18 protein-coding genes and 1 pseudogene are annotated in these 15,350 nt (G+C 45.6%); 5 read left to right on the top strand and 14 right to left on the bottom strand.

What is annotated here, in order from left to right:
- Positions 1 to 4: 4 nt before the first annotated feature.
- Together MHH91_RS10435 and MHH91_RS10440 are read left to right on the top strand one after the other, a co-directional pair.
- Entirely contained in the window at positions 5 to 1,630 is a 1,626-nt protein-coding gene (locus MHH91_RS10435) for a recombinase family protein (RefSeq protein WP_013352589.1), read from the top strand.
- Between the two features lie 11 nt (positions 1,631 to 1,641).
- A pseudogene (locus tag MHH91_RS10440) lies at positions 1,642 to 2,262 on the top strand (polysaccharide biosynthesis protein); the annotation flags it as partial.
- Between the two features lie 40 nt (positions 2,263 to 2,302).
- Here MHH91_RS10440 and msrB read toward each other — a convergent pair.
- Entirely contained in the window at positions 2,303 to 2,737 is a 435-nt protein-coding gene (gene msrB / locus MHH91_RS10445) for a peptide-methionine (R)-S-oxide reductase MsrB (RefSeq protein ID WP_013352590.1), read from the bottom strand.
- Positions 2,738 to 3,271, bottom strand: a complete 534-nt coding sequence (gene msrA, locus MHH91_RS10450) for a peptide-methionine (S)-S-oxide reductase MsrA (protein ID WP_013352591.1) — start codon at positions 3,269 to 3,271, stop codon at positions 2,738 to 2,740.
- Between the two features lie 133 nt (positions 3,272 to 3,404).
- Here msrA and MHH91_RS10455 point away from each other — a divergent pair, with 133 nt between their 5' ends.
- Entirely contained in the window at positions 3,405 to 3,830 is a 426-nt protein-coding gene (locus MHH91_RS10455; protein WP_013352592.1) for a MarR family transcriptional regulator, read from the top strand.
- A 50-nt stretch (positions 3,831 to 3,880) separates the two neighbouring features.
- Here the strand turns inward: MHH91_RS10455 and MHH91_RS10460 are convergent, their stop codons facing one another.
- The 5 genes from MHH91_RS10460 to ilvA form a co-directional block, all read right to left on the bottom strand.
- Positions 3,881 to 4,444, bottom strand: coding sequence for a YpmS family protein (locus MHH91_RS10460; RefSeq protein WP_013352593.1), 564 nt, complete (start codon positions 4,442 to 4,444; stop codon positions 3,881 to 3,883).
- Positions 4,445 to 4,453: 9 nt separating this feature from the next.
- On the bottom strand, positions 4,454 to 5,209 hold the full coding sequence (locus MHH91_RS10465; protein ID WP_013352594.1) for an SGNH/GDSL hydrolase family protein: 756 nt from the start codon (positions 5,207 to 5,209) through the stop codon (positions 4,454 to 4,456).
- A 77-nt stretch (positions 5,210 to 5,286) separates the two neighbouring features.
- Positions 5,287 to 5,868: an SCO family protein gene (locus MHH91_RS10470; RefSeq protein ID WP_013352595.1), complete on the bottom strand. Its 582-nt coding sequence runs from the start codon at positions 5,866 to 5,868 to the stop codon at positions 5,287 to 5,289.
- Between the two features lie 98 nt (positions 5,869 to 5,966).
- Complete coding sequence (locus MHH91_RS10475) at positions 5,967 to 6,218, bottom strand: DUF2535 family protein (protein ID WP_013352596.1); 252 nt, start codon at positions 6,216 to 6,218, stop codon at positions 5,967 to 5,969.
- Positions 6,219 to 6,310: 92 nt separating this feature from the next.
- Positions 6,311 to 7,579 carry a threonine ammonia-lyase IlvA gene (ilvA, locus tag MHH91_RS10480; protein ID WP_013352597.1) on the bottom strand — a complete coding sequence of 423 codons (1,269 nt, stop codon included), beginning with the start codon at positions 7,577 to 7,579 and terminating at the stop codon, positions 6,311 to 6,313.
- Positions 7,580 to 7,763: 184 nt separating this feature from the next.
- On the opposite strand from ilvA, the gene MHH91_RS10485 reads away from it, so the two are divergent.
- Positions 7,764 to 8,750, top strand: a complete 987-nt coding sequence (locus MHH91_RS10485; protein ID WP_013352598.1) for a sigma 54-interacting transcriptional regulator — start codon at positions 7,764 to 7,766, stop codon at positions 8,748 to 8,750.
- A 16-nt stretch (positions 8,751 to 8,766) separates the two neighbouring features.
- Complete coding sequence (gene trhA, locus MHH91_RS10490) at positions 8,767 to 9,405, top strand: PAQR family membrane homeostasis protein TrhA (protein WP_013352599.1); 639 nt, start codon at positions 8,767 to 8,769, stop codon at positions 9,403 to 9,405.
- Between the two features lie 41 nt (positions 9,406 to 9,446).
- Here the strand turns inward: trhA and MHH91_RS10495 are convergent, their stop codons facing one another.
- The 7 genes from MHH91_RS10495 to ilvD form a co-directional block, all read right to left on the bottom strand.
- Complete coding sequence (locus tag MHH91_RS10495; RefSeq protein ID WP_013352600.1) at positions 9,447 to 10,070, bottom strand: lysophospholipid acyltransferase family protein; 624 nt, start codon at positions 10,068 to 10,070, stop codon at positions 9,447 to 9,449.
- Positions 10,071 to 10,091: 21 nt separating this feature from the next.
- Positions 10,092 to 10,577 (bottom strand): dihydrofolate reductase, encoded by a 486-nt coding sequence (locus tag MHH91_RS10500; RefSeq protein ID WP_013352601.1) that lies wholly within the window; start codon positions 10,575 to 10,577, stop codon positions 10,092 to 10,094.
- Positions 10,574 to 11,368 (bottom strand): thymidylate synthase, encoded by a 795-nt coding sequence (locus MHH91_RS10505; protein WP_013352602.1) that lies wholly within the window; start codon positions 11,366 to 11,368, stop codon positions 10,574 to 10,576. The genes MHH91_RS10500 and MHH91_RS10505 overlap by 4 nt, the downstream gene beginning before the upstream one ends.
- A 99-nt stretch (positions 11,369 to 11,467) precedes the next feature.
- Positions 11,468 to 12,076, bottom strand: coding sequence for a YpjP family protein (locus MHH91_RS10510; RefSeq protein WP_013352603.1), 609 nt, complete (start codon positions 12,074 to 12,076; stop codon positions 11,468 to 11,470).
- A 260-nt stretch (positions 12,077 to 12,336) separates the two neighbouring features.
- On the bottom strand, positions 12,337 to 13,107 hold the full coding sequence (locus MHH91_RS10515) for a class I SAM-dependent methyltransferase (RefSeq protein ID WP_014470266.1): 771 nt from the start codon (positions 13,105 to 13,107) through the stop codon (positions 12,337 to 12,339).
- 38 nt (positions 13,108 to 13,145) lie between these two features.
- Positions 13,146 to 13,580, bottom strand: coding sequence for a BrxA/BrxB family bacilliredoxin (locus tag MHH91_RS10520; protein ID WP_013352605.1), 435 nt, complete (start codon positions 13,578 to 13,580; stop codon positions 13,146 to 13,148).
- Positions 13,581 to 13,662: 82 nt separating this feature from the next.
- Positions 13,663 to 15,339: a dihydroxy-acid dehydratase gene (gene ilvD / locus MHH91_RS10525; protein ID WP_013352606.1), complete on the bottom strand. Its 1,677-nt coding sequence runs from the start codon at positions 15,337 to 15,339 to the stop codon at positions 13,663 to 13,665.
- Between the last annotated feature and the right edge of the window lie 11 nt (positions 15,340 to 15,350).

Genomic DNA, 15,350 nt, shown 5'->3' on the forward strand with positions numbered 1-15,350 from the left:
AGTTTTGGACTTGCGATCCATTGTTCAATCTTATGAGATTACGAGTATTTTAGGGTATATCAGACGCTCACGCCAGGATGCGGAACGCGAAAAAAGAACCGGCGAAGATACATTGACGGAACAAAAGGAACTGATGGAAAGCGTGTTAACCGCTATTCAAGTCCCTTTTACTTTAAAAATGGAAATCGGATCAGGTGAAAGCATTGAAGGCCGGCCGATTTTTCAAGATTGTTTACGGGACCTTGAAAATGGTGCATTTCAAGCGATTGCAGTCAAAGAAATCACTCGTCTCAGCAGAGGAAGCTATAGTGATGCCGGGCGGATCGTCAATCTGCTGCAGAGCCGCAGACTTCTGATTATTACGCCTTATAAAGTATATGACCCGAGAAATCCTGCCGACATGAGACAGATCCGCTTCGAGTTATTTATGGCCAGAGAAGAGTTTGAAATGACAAGAGAACGGATGACGGGCGCCAAATATACTTACGCCGCTCAAGGAAAATGGATATCCGGTATGGCGCCGTACGGGTACACTTTAAACAAAAAACAATCCAAGCTGGAAGCGGCTGATGAAAACGCGAAAGTCGTCCGATTGATCTTCAATCTTTTTTTAAATGGGCTGAATGGGAAAGATTACAGCTACACTGCGATTTCTTCCCACTTAACGGCGCTTAAGATCCCCTCTCCATCCGGTAAAAAGAAATGGAATCCTTCCACCGTTAAAGCCATTCTTCAAAATGAAGCTTATATCGGCACTGTTAAATATAAGGTCAGGGAAAAAACAAAAGACGGCAAACGCCTGATAAGACCTGAAAGCGAGCAAATATCTGTTCCTGATGCACATGCTCCTATTATTGATAAAGAACAATTCGATCAGGTGCAAAAAAAGATCCGGCACAAAATCCCTCTTCTCCCCGCCAGAAGTGATTTTCAATTAAATGCCTTAGCGGGTGTCTGTACATGCGCTGAATGCGGAGCACCGCTGTCAAAATATGAAGCCAGACGAAAACGCCGCAATAAGGACGGCACAACCAGCGTATATCATATGAAGCTGCTGAGGTGCCGCAATACATGTATGAACGTCAGATATGATGATGTCGAAGATGCGATCTTGGATTATTTGAGGTCTCTTGACTCATTAAACAAAAAAGAATTGTTTACACAAATCGAATCAATGATCACTGCATACGAAAGCAGAAACAGCATAAAGGCCGAAGAACAAATGAAAGAACAGCTTAAGCGGCGCGAGAAGGAACTTCACAATAAATTACATTTCATTTTTGATAAATACGAGAACGGAATCTATTCAGATGAAATGTTTTTACAGAGGAAGTCTGCCTTGGACGAGGAAATGAACGGCCTAGAGCAAGTGAAAAAGGAAATGAATCATTCCTCCGGCCGCAAACCGGAAATTGATACTGCCTGCTTCAGCTCCCTTATACCGTATGCCGCACATATATATGAAACCGCGGAAAGCCGGGAAGAGAAAAATAAACTTTTAAGAATCATTTTTCAAAAAGTGATAGTCAAAATGACTGCCAGACGAAAAGGACCCATTCCAGCTCAGTTTGAAATCCTTCCTGTACTCCGATATCCTTTTTTGACAGGGAATTCTTCGCCTTCTGGTTAATATCCTAAAAAACCGATAAAGCCGTTTCTCCGGTAAACACAATGGGAGCTACGAAGCTGTTGTCCGAGAAGCTGTTTCATCAGGCAAATCACCATGTTCAAAACCGCGGTACGGTGTTTTGTTCGGTCCGCTTCGGCAATGTGCTCGGTTCACGCGGTTCCGTTATTCCTATTTTATTTGAACAGATGATGGAAGGCGGCCCGCTCACCATTACGGATAAAAACATGACGAGGTTTTTTATGTCGATTGATGACGCAGCGATGCTTACCCTGCAATCTGCGGTGATCACAAAGGGCGGAGAAACGTTTATTTTTAAAATGGAGTCCCTGAGGCTTGAAGAACTGCTTCACGGATTTGAGGAATATGCGATCCGGCACGGTCTGCCGCGTCCCGCCGCTGTTGAAGTAGGAAAACGCCCCGGTGAGAAGCTTCACGAAGAACTGACCTCTCCGCATGAGACAGAAGCTTTGTATGAATGGGGCAATCTTTACGCGATTTTGCCGGACCCCGCCAAACATCCGGAATTCCGGAAGGTCAATCTCCCCAGATATCAATCCGATCAAGCGCCGCTCATCACAAAAGACACAGTCGTAAAGATTATTGAACGATTACATGAAGAAAAAAAAGCATAGAAAAAAGGCCTGTCTGATAGGCAGGCCTCATTGCCGAGCTCTATTTCTCAAATAAATGCTGATAGGATTCATAGCCTTCTTCTTTCAGCTTGTCTTTCGGAACAAAACGGAGTGCCGCAGAGTTAATGCAATAACGGAGACCGCTTGGCCCCGGGCCGTCGTTAAAAACGTGGCCTAAGTGGGAATCCGCTGTTTTGCTTCTCACTTCCGTCCGGATCATACCATGGCTTGTGTCCAGTTTTTCGTCAACCTCTTCTTCCTCAATCGGTTTGGTGAAACTGGGCCAGCCGCAATGAGAATCGAATTTATCCAGAGAAGTAAACAGAGGTTTTCCTGATACGATATCAACATAAAGCCCCTCTTCTTTGTGATCCCAGAATTCATTTTGAAACGGCGGCTCTGTTCCGTTATTTTGTGTGACTTCATACTGCATGCGGTTTAATGATTTGATTTTTTCTTCTTTATTAAGAGCCATCTATCTGTCCCTCCAATGTTCATCCAGAAATCCTTGACGTCCGGATCCTACACGGTAGCGCCCGTAGTGATCAGGATTTTTTTTATAAAAGTGCTGATGATAGCCTTCCGCTTCATAAAAAGGCTCAGCTTTTAAAATGTCTGTCACAATCGGCTTTATAAAAATGCCGCTTTCTTCAAGCCGTTTTTTTGAGGCTTCAGCAATTTCTTTTTGTTCATCATTATGGTAATAAATCGCCGCTTGATATGAACTTCCCCGGTCTGCAAACTGGCCGCCTGCGTCAGTCGGGTCGATTTGCTGCCAAAACAGTTCGACAAGCTTTTCATACGGGTAAATATCAGGATTAAAGGTGATTTGAACGGCTTCTCTATGGCCGGTCGTTTCACTGCACACTTCTTCGTAGGTCGGATTCTCAGTATGGCCTCCTGTATAGCCGGACACCACTCTTTCAATTCCGGGCTGTTCGTCAAACGGCTTTACCATGCACCAAAAACAGCCGCCTGCAAATGTGGCGATTTCTTTTTTTTCTGACATACGGGTGCCCTCCTTTGTTCATACGTGGTATTATTATATTATAGCATGTATAAACAGAATAAAAATAATTCTGCTTCCTTCAGGGGAAGCTTAAGCCGAATGCCACGCTGACTACATATTGGAGGTTCATGATTTGAAAGTAAGGACACAAATGATGTATGATATGGAAGCTTTGCTTCGAAAAGTGTTTAAACAAATCAGAAATGAAGTTAATGAAATTCTAGATAAAGAGCTGTCCAGAAACGAATTCACCATTTTGCGGATTCTCAGTGAACAAGGACCTAAAAAAGTAACGGAATTCGCTCCCATTCTTGAGGTCTCCGCAAGCCACATTACCGCAGTGACCGACGCTTTAGTAGAAAAGGAATGGATCACCCGCATCCGTTCTAAAGAGGACAGACGTATTATCAGAATCCATATTACGGAAGACGGGGAGAAAATTGTCGATCACTTCAACCAGAAAAAAACAGAATACTTTTTTAAACGGTTTGACTGCTACTCTGATGAAGAGCTTGCAACGTTAATCAAACTGTTCAGCAAACTGGACAAAAAACGCTGAAACGAAAAAACACAAATCCCCGAAAGGATCTGTGTTTTTTTAATGAAAACTTATCGTTTCGGATGATAATAGGAAAATTCAATTTCATCCGTGTCGAGATTGATTTTATCTGCCTTTACATACATGCCGTTGTCTAACGGCATTTCCGACAGACGGACCTCGATGCTTTTGTCACTTGGATGGACGTGCACAAATGACGGCAGTTCGTAAAAGCTGTCCATATAATTCAGCACAAAGCTGATCGGCAGGCTTAATTCGCCTAAGGAAAACTTCGTCACTTTCAGAACCACATCACCGTTCTTTTGCACGGACGGTTCAAATGTGACAACCGCATTAATAGATGTTGAGAATGCCTTGATTTTACCCGCTACGTGCACGTCGTTATTGATGTCCACTTTGTAGTCAAGCTGATTCGATGCCTTCTCTTTTAAGTACGCATTCACAAACCTTGAAAGTGATTCTTTGGAACTTGTGATATGAAAACCGTACTCGCTTTTTGTCTGATCTTGTATTTTCGCCTGCTCTCCCGGCATAACCATCAATGTCACGATTACCGCGGCGGCAATCACATTGAGTGCGAGAAGAACAAAAAACAGCGATTTCCACTTCTTCATTATTTCACCCTATTCTGCTGGTAACCCTTGTTTTTCAATGATGCCGTACAATCGATCGGCGATGAGTGCATATCCTTTTGCATTCGGATGAAAATCATCATCCTTTGAAATCCGTCTGCTGCCGCTTTTTTGACTGAACAAGTCTTCAACATTCACCGCGGCGGCGTGAGGATCTTTTTTCAGCTCTTTTGCGGCGATCTGATTCCAATCGGTCACAACCCCGTTAATCTCTTTTAACTCAGGCAGCGTAAATGTGAAGGGATTATACATGCTGACATACACCAGCTCAGCGTTTTGATTATACTTGCGGATTTTTGATATGATCGCCTTAAACCGTTTTTCAAAAGGTTTCTCTTCCTTTTGAAACGGCTGAACCGTCAGCTGCATGACGTTCTGGCGGAGCACCTTCATTAAATCATTACCGCCGATGGTAAAAAAGATATAGTCGGCGCCATTCAATGATTTCTGTACTTTTTTATCATCAAGCTTTTTCAGCAGGTCCGACGTTTTGTCGCCCTGCACCGCATAATTTTTAATATCTACCGTTTTCACATGTCCCTTTTTCTTGAGGGAATCCGCTACCTTGCCGACGTATCCTAAACCCTCCGGATCTCCTACTCCTTCAGTCAACGAATCACCGACCGCAGCTATGACAATATGATCTTTCGTTTTCGGTTCTTCAGCATGAGAACCGGTGCGCTGGACAGAACAAGCTGATAAAAGCAAAGCCAGTCCGGCGATCAATGAGAACATTCGCAGCTTCAATCTTGTTGCTCCTTCCCCGTCTACTAGTGGAAAGTGTAACATGTTTTTTCAGATTTGAAAATGTCTAATCTGCCAGTTTACTTGAGCTCCTCAGCCGCTTTGACATCTGATAGGATATCATCATACGGAACTTTCTGCACGCCGTCATAATCCTTAAGCACCTTGCCCTCAGGCCCGACTAAATAAAAAGAAGTTTTATGTATGACCTGATCTTCTCCCTCCGGCTTTTTGACGATGGCTTTAAAGCTGTTCAGCGCAAAATCCTCAATGTCCTTTTGACTGTAACCGGTCAGAAAATCCCAGTTGCGAAGTGAAAGCGGGTATTTGGAAGCAAATGCTTTCAGCTGTTTCGGCGTATCATTCTCAGGATCTACACTGAATGACACAATCCGCACGTCCAGGTTCTCAGCCTTCAGTTTTTTTTGCAGTTCAGTCATATGGGCTGTCATGGGCGGACAGACAGAATTACAATTTGTAAACATAAAATCGGCAATCCAGACCTTTCCCTTCAGGCTTTTCAGTGACACTGTTTTCCCGTCTTGGTTCTGATATGAAAACGGCTCAATCTGATAGTTCAGCGGGTCTTTTATCGTCTTCCCCCCGCAGGCGCACAAGAGCAGCAAACAAAAGACAGCAGCGAAGCTTTTCATTATTTTCATTTTCATTCCTCCCATGGATAAAACGCTTACAGCTTACGTCATAAAAAAATTCCCGCACCCTCCTTTATCGAAAGGAAGGCGCTAAGGAATGTGCACCGTTATGCGTTATGTTTTAATATCTCTTGGTTGAAAACGGCCTCGTAATCTTTCCACTTCATACGGCGCTTAACATATTGTCGGAATGAATACACTGTTCTCACACTTTGTGAAGCAAAAACTTCTCTCAAATAAAGCTCAAGGTGCTGATGGATTTGAAAAAAATAATGTTCACCTTCCGTGACAACCGGTATTTCTGTCACTTTTACCTGAATCCCGTCCCGTCGTTTGAACTCTAGGCTTTTGAGTAACAAGATATCAATCCTTCTTTTTCGATTGTTTTCTTTTTATTATATACAATCTGAGAAGGCGTGTCTGTCATTTTGCGCGGCCGTTCTAAAAAAAGTCAGATTAACAGGTGAAACAGATCCTGATCTTTATTCACCTCTACGTAATGAAATCCTTTTTTGTTCATACGGGCAATGAGCGCGCCATAATCTTCCCGATGCTTCAGCTCAATGCCGACCAATGCAGGACCGCTGCTTTTGTTATTTTTTTTCGTATATTCAAACCGGGTGATGTCATCATCAGGCCCGAGCACTTCATCGAGGTATTCGCGAAGCGCCCCCGCTCTTTGCGGAAAATTAACGATAAAATAATGCTGCAGCCCCTCATAAATCATGGAGCGCTCCTTCATCTCCTGCATTCTGCCGATATCGTTATTCCCTCCGCTGACTAAGCAGATGACGTTTTTCCCTTTAATCTCTTCCTTGTACAGATCAAGTGCTGCTACGGACAATGCACCCGCCGGCTCAGCTACAATGGCGCATTGATTATATAATTCGAGAATCGTGCTGCACACTTTTCCTTCCGGGACAAGCAGAACGTCATCGACGACTGTTTCAAGCGTTTGAAACGTTTCCGCGCCGATTTTTTTTACGGCCGCCCCGTCGACAAATTTATCGATTTTCTCAAGTTCAATGACTTGTCCGGCTTTTTTCGATTCAAAATAGGAGGCTGCACCCTCCGGCTCTACCGCTATGATTTTTGTATCCGGCGAGATGTTTTTCATGTAAGTGCCGAGACCGGATAGGAGTCCTCCTCCCCCTACGCTCGCAAAAAGAAAATGCGGTTCAACATCAATGTCATTTAAAATTTCAATGGCAGCCGTTCCCTGCCCGGCCATGACGTCCGGATCGTCAAACGGATGAATAAACGTGCGGTTTTCCTTTTCACAGCATTCCGCAGAACTTTTATACGCATCATCGAAAGTGTCACCCGTCAATATGATTTCAACAAATTCTTTTCCGAACAGCTCCACTTGGGATACCTTTTGTCTCGGTGTGGTTGACGGCATAAAAATCTTGCCGTGAATGCCGAGATGTTTGCATGAAAACGCAACCCCCTGCGCATGGTTTCCCGCACTTGCGCATACAATTCCGTTTTCAGTCTGCTCTTTTGAGAGCTGCCTCATTTTATTATAAGCCCCTCTGAGCTTAAATGACCTGACCACCTGCAGGTCTTCTCTTTTCAAATAGATATTGCAGTCATATCTTTCAGAAAGTCTGTCATTCCTCTGCAAAGGCGTATGTATCACAACGTCCTTTACGTTTTGGTGCGCTTTTAAAATGTCTTTTACCTGGATGAGAGAGTCTTCTTTAAGCAACGGTTTCATTTACAGAGTCCTTTCTTATTTAAATCCCTATTTAATATGCCATTATAACATGAATATTCAAATAATAAGACAATTATTTTAATTTTGTAAATAAACATAAATGAACCGATTTATGAGAAAAAGATATTTCTGCAGACACAAACGTGTTATACTTGAACCAATTAGAACCAAAAGGAGCCAATTAATGAATGTAATTGAACAGACTGACCCTTTTCATCAACTAGCCGGCGAACATAAATCTTTTTTAGAAGCGAAACGATTGGCCGCCAAATTTGCATTATCGGATTTGCCGGTTTTCATAACGGGTGAAGTCGGAACCGAAAAAAAACAAATGGCCGCAGCGATCCACCATAAATCCCGCAGAAACAGCGAACTGTTTATTACCGTTCACTGCAGCCAAAGCGAAGAGCGGCTTGAGCATGAACTGTTCGGTGCTGAAGGCGCATTAAACAGAACCCGATACGGAACATTATTCTTATATGAAATCGGAGACATGCCGCTTTCAGTACAGGCCCGCCTTCTTTCCGAGCTGGACGCCGGGCTTTCCGCCCGCATCATTGCAAGCAGCACGGCGGATCTTGCCGATGCGGAAAACACGTTCAACAAAGATTTATTCTACAGGCTTCACGTGTTATGTCTTCCGCTCCCTGCTTTATCTGAACGAAAAAGCGATATACCGCTCCTTCTTCAGCATATTCTGGCAGCTTCGGGGCAGCATTTGCATATCGATCCGTCCGTTTATCCTCTATGTGAACGGCACACCTTTAACGGCAACATCAGAGAGCTTCAAAATGCGGCGTATTATATGGCTGCGGCAGCATCCGGCGGCACGATTTATCCCGAGGATGTCCCGCCGTATATTAAAAACAGCCAGAAAGCGAAAACAGCCAAGAAAAAAGAAAAACGACTGACACTGATGGAAAAAGAAGAATTTTTGTTTATTTTGGAATCAATTAAAGACTTAAATGCAAAAGGCGAACCCGCCAGCAGACGGAGCATTTCCGAATTAAGCGAAAACAGCACAATGACATTGACGCCCCAGCAGGTCAGAAACAGGCTTGATTACTTAGAAAAGATGAATTATGTCACAAAGGGACGGGGACGCGCAGGAACAAAAATCACATTAGAAGGGTTGGGCTTTTTGCAATCACTGCAAAAACAAATCCTTTAAAAAGGAGGACATTTAATTGTTCACGATAAAAGAAGAAATCGCAAATGCCGTTACACACGGAATCGGTGTATTGCTGTCAATCCCGGCGCTTATTTTTCTCATTATCTTCGCGGTGAAATACGGTTCGCCGACAGACATCGCCAGCTTTTCGATTTTCGGCGCCTCAATGCTGCTGCTGTATCTCAGCTCGACTCTTTTGCACAGCATTCAGCATAAAAAAACGAAAGACATTCTTGAGATTGTTGACCATTCCGCTATTTACGTATTAATAGCGGGGACATATACGCCATTTTTATTAGGGCCGCTTAAAGGCGCACTAGGCCTGACTTTGTTAATTATCGTTTGGTCCCTTGCCGTCGGAGGTATCGTGTTTAAAATCTTTTTCGTGAAGCGGTTTATCATTTTTTCAACGCTTGTCTATTTAATGATGGGCTGGCTGATTATTGTCGCCATTAAACCGCTGTACGCCTCGCTGTCAGGCCCGGGCTTCGGCCTTCTTCTTCTCGGCGGCTTATTGTATTCCGCCGGCACGATTTTTTACATTTGGAGAAAGATTCCGTTTCATCACGCCATTTGGCACAGCTTTGTTTTAGGCGGCAGCGCCTCGATGTTTTTCTGTATTTTATTTTATTGTGTCAAAGTTCCTTTTATCTGAAATAAAAAAGCACAGTCTCTTTACGAGAGACTGTGCTTTTTTTATGCACGGAGCCGTTTTTGAACAGCCGGATAATAAGCGGGCTTTACATGCAGTTCAATGTCTGCCGGTTTCAGACGTTTCAGCAACCTGCCCCGAAGCAGCCGGTCTGTTCCCGTTGTGTTGACCGGAACAATCGGAAGATCGAAACGCAGGGCCAGCTCCTCCGGATTGATTTTTCCGTCTTCAGAAAGAATCAGGCTTTGCCCTTTTTGCAGGCGGACTTCCGCCTCCTGAAGCACGGCATCCCGGCTGTCTCCGTCACAAATGACGCCCATCAGTTTCAGCCAATTTCCGAGAAACGGCATCCGGAAAGCTTTCTCGCCGGCGATAAAACCAGCCGGCTCTTCAAGATGTCCCGCAAGCAGCACAAGATCAGCCGGGCCTAATCCCGGGTGCACATACAATACAGGGCCGTCCGGTATCGGCTGCTCATGATGAATGCTGATGACCGATCCCGACATGTCAATGCATCCTCTCATAAACGCTTTCGGCCGCTCGTACACCAGCCTCATCTGTTTTTGAAAAGAAAGCCGCGGGTCAAGCTCTTTTTGATTGAAATATTCCTGAATATTTTTCATGAACATAAATACAACGTACATTACAAGGCAGCCGTAACGAATCAATTCTTGTCCCCCTGCTTTATCTCAATTCTTTTTCTCGTATACAAGGTACTCATAATCGTAAGGGTTTTTTTCATCTTTTACTCCCTGATGGCGGGATGTCAATTCCCATTCATCTTCATTAAACTCCGGAAAAAAACGGTCTCCTTCAAAGACATGGTGAATGATTGTCATGTAGAGCCTGTCCGCATAAGGGAAGAGCGCACTGTACAGCTGAGCTCCGCCGATTACAAAGCATTCTTCATCAGCCGGGATCAGCTTGAGCACTTCCTCAGCCGAGCCGGCGACAGTACAGCCCGGGAATAAGGATGCATCCCGCGAGGTTACTACGATGTTACGCCGGTTCGGAAGCGGACGCCCGATTGATTCAAATGTTTTCCGCCCCATCACAATGGTGTGTCCCGTCGTCACTTTTTTGAAATATGCGAGATCATCCGGAAGGTGCCAAGGCAGATCGTTATCTTTTCCGATCAGCCGGTTTTCATCCATCGCAAAAATAAACGATATCATACGCTGACAGCTCCTTTTATATGCGGATGCGGGTCATAATCCTCAATGATAAAGTCTTCGAACGCAAAATCAAAAATAGAATCCACGTTTCGCGCAAACCGCAGTTTCGGCAGCGGACGGACATCCCTTGTCAGCTGCAAATTCACCTGCTCCACATGGTTTTGGTAAATGTGGACGTCTCCGAACGTATGAACGAACTCACCCGGTTCAAGCCCCGTCACATGCGCGATCATCATTGTTAAAAGCGCATAAGACGCAATATTAAACGGCACGCCGAGAAATACATCCGCTGAGCGCTGATAAAGCTGGCACGACAGCTTTCCGTCCGCGACATAGAACTGAAACAGACAGTGGCAAGGAGGAAGCGCCATACGATCAATTTCGCCGACATTCCACGCGCTGACGATTAAACGTCTGGAATTCGGATTTGTCTTGATGTCGTGAATCAGCCGGGAGATTTGATCAATCGTCTCGCCGTCCGCTCCGCGCCATGAACGCCATTGAGAGCCGTAAACCGGTCCGAGTTCTCCGTTTTCATCCGCCCATTCGTTCCAGATGCGGACTCCGTTTTCCTGAAGGTAGCGGACATTCGTGTCACCTTTTAAAAACCAAAGCAGCTCATGGGCGATTGATTTAAAATGGAGTTTTTTCGTCGTAAGCATCGGGAAACCTTCCTGAAGGTTAAACCGCATTTGGTAGCCGAACGTGCTGATCGTACCCGTTCCCGTACGGTCTCCTTTTTTTTCTCCGTTTTCTAACACATGACGGCACAAATCTTTATATTGTTTCATCTTTTTCATCCTTTTAAAGTAGTCTTTTAGTAGTGTAACACAATAAAAAATCATTTCTGCAAAATTTCTCAGAAATGATTTTTTTATTTCTTCACGGTATTATACGCTCATCCAGTCAGGCGGCGTATTGCGGTCCCAGTAAATGCTGCCGAGCTCATGATGTGATTGAAATCCGTCTTCAGCGGTATGGTAATGAAAATTAAACCAGTAGCCGTCTTGCGGAGGATGATCCCGGCGGACGTGGAACCTTAAAAGATCTTCACCCGTCAGCCTGTTATACACGTGAAAAATTTTTTCAGTTTTTCCGGCCGACGGTTTGCTGGAAATGACCACATCCTGATACGCTTCATCATCCTGAAACTTGGCTAAATGCCCTGTAATCACATCTTCGATTTTCGGCAGAATTTCATTTCTGTAATCATCTTCAATGACCGGAGAAATTTTGCTGCCGAATTTTAAAAATGATTGATTTTCAGCGGCACCGAGAAGCTGCTCCTGATACGATTGAAACAGTAATTCAGGCTCCCGCCTTGCCTTCTCATCCCCCTGCAGGGCGTGTTCATCATAAAAAGCGGTGTAATCATTCTGCTCAAGACTGCTCGACTGTCCTGAAGGCTTGTCTGTCATCAAAGCAGCCGGAGGAGACACGAGGCCGAACGTTACAATGGTAAACAGAACCACAAGGGTCTTTTTCATCCACAATTTCATGATATTGTTCCCCTCTGTTTTATTGTCCTCTTTCCCTCTATTTTAGCATAGATCAAAGAGCGGCGTCATGTCCGGCAGCGCATGATCATACAATATGGGAAATTAGTAACTGTGACCGAGCGGATAAACCGCTTACAATAAGAAAGAGAAAAAGGAGGGGATGAGATGATTAACGCCTTATTTGCGACTGTATCACTTCTCACGCTGCTTTATTTTGTCGTCATGGAAATCACTGATTAACAACATATAAGCCCATGACATCATGAGCTTATATGAATGACACCGAAATGGAAAAGCGCCGTCTTTCTTTTCAGCACCTTGAAGCCGTATCGTTCAAACCGCGGGCTTTTCCAATGGTCTTTAAGCACTACGCATTTTTTCGCCGCCCGAACGGCATGCGTGATGCACTCTTCGTTAAATCCCTCTTCTGCCAGCGCACGGAGCGACGCAATGCCGTCAGACGTTTCAACTGGTTCGTGAAACATCGGGTCAAAATAGATGACATCCACCGATGAATCAGGAAGATTCCGCAAATAATCGGAGCAGTCGGCATGCTTGACTTGAATGCGTTTCATAGCGGTTTGCAGCGGTTCAATACCGGTTTCCCACGTTTGGAGCCCTGTTTCAACAAGCAATGAAACAAGCTTGTTTTTCTCCAGGCCGATTACTTGTCCGCTTTTTCCAACTGCCATGCTTGCCAAAATCGCATCAGATGCCAGACCGAGCGTGCAATCTAAAAAAGTGTCGCCCTCGCGTAATCCGGCTGCTTTTATCATCGGCTCGGCTTCCCCTCTCAAAAAACGCTTTGCACGGAACATCGCTGTATTCGGATGAAAAAAGAACTTCTCCCCTTGCTTCGTGTAAAGTTCGAACCGTTCCTTTCCGATGACCAAAAGATCGTTTGCTGAACGTTCCAGCATTTTTTCAATGGGCTGTTTATTGCGGCTGCAGTAAGTGTCACCCAGCTTGTCACTGAGTGACTGCGCTGTGTGTATCGTATATTCGCTTGGTCTGTAACTGGTTGTAATCATCATTTTCTCCAAAAAGAAAATGCCCGGAATTCGGGCATTTAGCAGTGTGCATCGAAGGCATCCGTCAGATTTTTCATAATTTCCTCCATGTCATGTCCTTCGATTTCGTGGCGGGGAATAAAGTGAACGACATCTTTCCCTTTTAACAGCGCCATTGAAGGTGAGGAAGGTTCCTGCCCCGTAAAATATTCACGCATTTTTGCAGTTGCGTCTTTATCTTGACCGGCAAATACGGTAACCGTATGATCAGGCGCTTTTTCATGCTGCAAAACAGCTTGAGTCGCAGCCGGACGGGCAAGACCGGCGGCACAGCCGCACACGGAGTTGACAACGACCAATGTCGTGCCCTCTGCTTGTTCCATAAAGCTTTCCACTTCTTCTGCGGTCGTTAATTCCTGAAAACCCGCGCCCGTCAGCTCGCGGCGCATCGGCACGACCAGCTGGCGCATATATTCTTCATAAGCCATTGACATAAAAACAGCCCCCTCTAAAATCCTTATATGAAGTCAAGGATACTATAGAGGGAGCCGGAATTCAATTGTTCAGGCCGCTGATTTAAATTTTCATGATTCCGCCCGTATTGGCGCTTGTCACGAGTTTGGAATACCGGGCAAGATATCCTGTTTTGACTTTCGGTTCAAAACCTTTCCATTCCGCCTTGCGTTTTTCCCATTCTTCTTCTGGCACTTGCACGTCCAAAATCCGTTTTTCTATGTCAACGATGACATGGTCGCCGTTTTCAACGAATGCGAGCGGGCCGCCTTCAGCCGCTTCAGGCGATACGTGCCCGATCGAAAGGCCGCGGGACGCTCCTGAAAAACGGCCGTCTGTAATAAGCGCTACTTTCGGGCCAAGCCCCATTCCGACAATCTGAGAAGTCGGTGCGAGCATCTCCGGCATGCCCGGGCCGCCCTTTGGCCCTTCATAACGGATAATGACAACATCTCCTTCTTTTACTCTGCGGTTTATAATGCCTTCAAGCGCGGCATCCTGTGAATCAAAGACGACAGCAGGGCCTTCGTGTCTTGTAATCCCGTCCTGCACGCCGCCTGTTTTGATAATGGCGCCGTCCGGAGCCAAATTCCCAAACAGCACGGCCAAACCGCCTTTTTCAGTAAACGGATTGTCGAGCGGATGAATCACATCATAATCCTTCACTTCATGACTTGCTATTGTTTCTCCGAGTGTCCGGCCTGTTACGGTCAGCGCGTCAAGATGGAGCGCGCCCTCTTTTTTCGATAATTCATTAAGAGCCGCCGAGACTCCGCCTGCTTCATGCAGATCCTCTATGAATACGTCCGAGGCCGGTGCCAATTTCGATAAATGCGGTACGCGTTCAGCCACTTCGTTAATGCGTTCTAAAGAGTATTCAACGCCCGCTTCGTTGGCAAGCGCAAGCGTATGAAGCACTGTGTTGGTTGAACCGCCGAGGGCCATGTCTAGCGCAAAGGCGTTATCGATCGCTTTTTCGGTGACGATATCGCGCGGCTTAATGTCTTTTTTGATAGTCTCCATCAATTGGGCCGCTGACTTTCTCACAAACTCTCTTCTTTCCGGAGAAGCCGCAAGAATTGTTCCGTTGCCCGGAAGCGCCAGACCGAGCGCTTCAGACAGACAGTTCATCGAGTTTGCCGTAAACATGCCCGAACAAGATCCGCACGTCGGACAGCCGAACTGTTCCAGCTCCTGCAGTTCACTTTCGCCGATTTTCCCGGCTTGGTATGCGCCTACACCTTCAAATACTGAAGAAAGCGAGATCTTGCGGCCGTCGCTTGTGCGGCCGGCTGCCATCGGCCCCCCGCTGACAAAAATGGTTGGAATATTAATCCGCATAGCCGCCATAAGCATCCCCGGCGTAATTTTGTCGCAGTTCGGAATGCAGACCATTCCGTCAAACCAGTGAGCCGAGACGACCGTTTCAACTGAATCGGCAATGATTTCACGGCTCGGCAGCGAATATCTCATGCCGATATGCCCCATTGCGATTCCGTCATCTACTCCGATCGTGTTAAATTCAAAAGGCACTCCTCCCGCTTCCCTGATTGCTTCTTTTACGATTTTTCCAAATTCCTGCAGGTGAACATGCCCGGGAACGATATCGATGTATGAATTGCAGACCGCGATAAACGGCTTGCCGAAGTCTTCTTCTTTTACGCCGGCAGCGCGAAGAAGGCTGCGGTGCGGCGCTCTGTCAATTCCCTGTGTGATCATGTTGCTGCGTAATTCTGCCATGGTGATCCTCC

This window comes from Bacillus sp. FSL K6-2819, from assembly GCF_038008305.1.
Taxonomy (GTDB): domain Bacteria; phylum Bacillota; class Bacilli; order Bacillales; family Bacillaceae; genus Bacillus; species Bacillus amyloliquefaciens.